Source organism: Roseovarius sp., assembly GCF_040219995.1.
GTDB lineage: Bacteria > Pseudomonadota > Alphaproteobacteria > Rhodobacterales > Rhodobacteraceae > Roseovarius.
In genome coordinates, this window is record NZ_JAVJUC010000037.1 from 1 (window position 1) to 1,772 (window position 1,772).

The 1,772-nt window shown below is 60.9% G+C and carries 3 protein-coding genes; 2 read left to right on the plus strand and 1 reads right to left on the minus strand.

The genetic code is table 11. The features are described 5' to 3' along the window. Nucleotides 1–678 (plus strand): DsbA family protein (locus tag RID11_RS15555; RefSeq protein ID WP_350140815.1); only part of this gene is annotated, 678 nt, incomplete at its 5' end. Between the two features lie 54 nt (nt 679–732). On the opposite strand, the gene RID11_RS15560 is transcribed toward RID11_RS15555, so the two are convergent. Continuing rightward, nucleotides 733–939: a heavy-metal-associated domain-containing protein gene (locus tag RID11_RS15560; protein WP_350140817.1), complete on the minus strand. Its 207-nt coding sequence runs from the start codon at nt 937–939 to the stop codon at nt 733–735. A gap of 137 nt (nt 940–1,076) precedes the next feature. Here RID11_RS15560 and RID11_RS15565 point away from each other — a divergent pair. Beyond that, nucleotides 1,077–1,772: heavy metal translocating P-type ATPase (locus tag RID11_RS15565; RefSeq protein ID WP_350140819.1), on the plus strand; the 696-nt coding region annotated here is incomplete at its 3' end.

Consider the following 1,772-nt stretch of genomic DNA (forward strand, 5'->3'; position numbering starts at 1 on the left):
CTTTCCGCGTTCGCACAGGAGCTGAGCGAGGAACGCGTCAAGGAACTGGCCTTGGAAGCGATTCTGGAAAACCCCCAGATCATCATGGAAGCGGTGCAGCTTCTCGAACAGCAGGAAGCGACCGCGCAGGCAGAGGCCACGGCGGACGTGCTCAAGGAACAACGCGAGCTCTTGGAACAGGATCCGAACGCGCCGTTTCTGGGCAATCCTGACGGGGACGTCACCGTTGTGGAGCTTTACGGCTACAACTGTCCCTATTGCCGCAGGGCCATGTCGGAAGTCGAAGGTTTGATCAGAGCGCACCCGAATGTGCGGCTCGTCGTTCGCGAATGGCCGATATTAGGCGACGGGTTGGTCTTTGCGGCAAAGGCAGCCTTGGCGGTACGCAATCAGGACAAGTATGAAGAATTCCACCGGGCGCTGATGGGCATTGAGGAACGTGCGCAAGAGGCGTCTGTCCTGCGGGCTGCCGAAGAAACCGGCCTAGACGTGGACCAGCTGCGGTCGGATATGGAGGCGCCGGAGGTCCAGTGGCACATCGACGAATCAATGCGGCTGGCGCAGGCATTGGACTTCAACGGTAGACCGTCATTCGTGATCGGCGACAACCTGGTTGCTGGTTTGGTCGAACAAGACCAACTGGAAGCCTTGGTTGATGAGGCCCGCGAAATGGGATGAACCCCCACGCGATGATAGAGAACCGGCGCCGGAATTGCCCGGCGCCGGTGATCTTCAGGTCACCGAAGCAGCCGTGACACCGTAACCGGCATTTCGGATGGCCTCGGTCAGGGCACGCTCGTTCAGTATGCTCTCGACATCAACTTGTCGCGTGCCTGTGTCGCAGGTCACGGACGCTGTTGGGTCTATCGCGTTGATCGCCTTTTCGATCGTTGCGGTGCAATGGCCGCAACTCATATCCGGAACCTTGAAGCTGCGCATATCTGTTTCCTCCAGTTCTCGGCATTAGATGCGTGCTTCCCGCATGGGAAGGTCAAGGGCAAAAAAATGTCCCGATGCTGTTGACCTTCCAGCGGGTGGAATCCCCACATTAGAAATGGGAGATGAAGGAGATGTCCATGCCAAGCCCTAGAGAGTTGCGTTTTTCTGTTCAGAACATGTCCTGTGCGTCCTGCGTCGGGCGGGTCGAGCGCGCGCTTTCAGCATTGCCCGGGGTCGACGAGGTGAACGTGAACTTGGCCGCCGAGATGGCGCATGCCCGGATTGACTCGGATGCCCGGATCCCCGAAATAGTTGCGGCGCTGGACAATGCCGGCTATCCCGCCCGTACTCAGACCATGCGCCTGAACGTGACATCCATGTCCTGCGCCTCCTGTGTCGGTCGCGTCGACAAGGCGCTCGCGGCAGTGGCAGGGGTGAGCGAAGTCAATGTCAACCTCGCGTTGGAAACCGCGACCGTCACCTATGTCGAGGGCGCGACCGGCCCGGTCGAACTTCTGAAGGCCGCCGAGGCGGCGGGCTATCCGGCCGAATTGGCCGACGACGGCATCGCGGAGGATCGCGGCGCGCGCAAGGAAGGCGAGGCCCGTGCGCTCGCCCGCCGGACCGCTTTCGCAGCGGCGCTGGCCTTGCCCGTGTTCCTGCTTGAGATGGGGGCGCATCTCGTGCCGGGAATGCACGAGATGATCGGCCGCACGATCGGCCATCAGGCCAGCTGGATGATCCAGTTCGTGCTGACGACCATCGTGCTTTTCTGGCCCGGTCTCCAATTTTACACCAAGGGGTTCCCCGCTCTGGTGAAAGGCGCGCCCGAC

Excerpts from the sequence above, each read along its gene's own strand:
- RID11_RS15560 (WP_350140817.1), bottom strand. The coding sequence starts at position 939 with ATGCGCAGCTTCAAGGTTCCGGATATGAGTTGCGGCCATTGCACCGCA.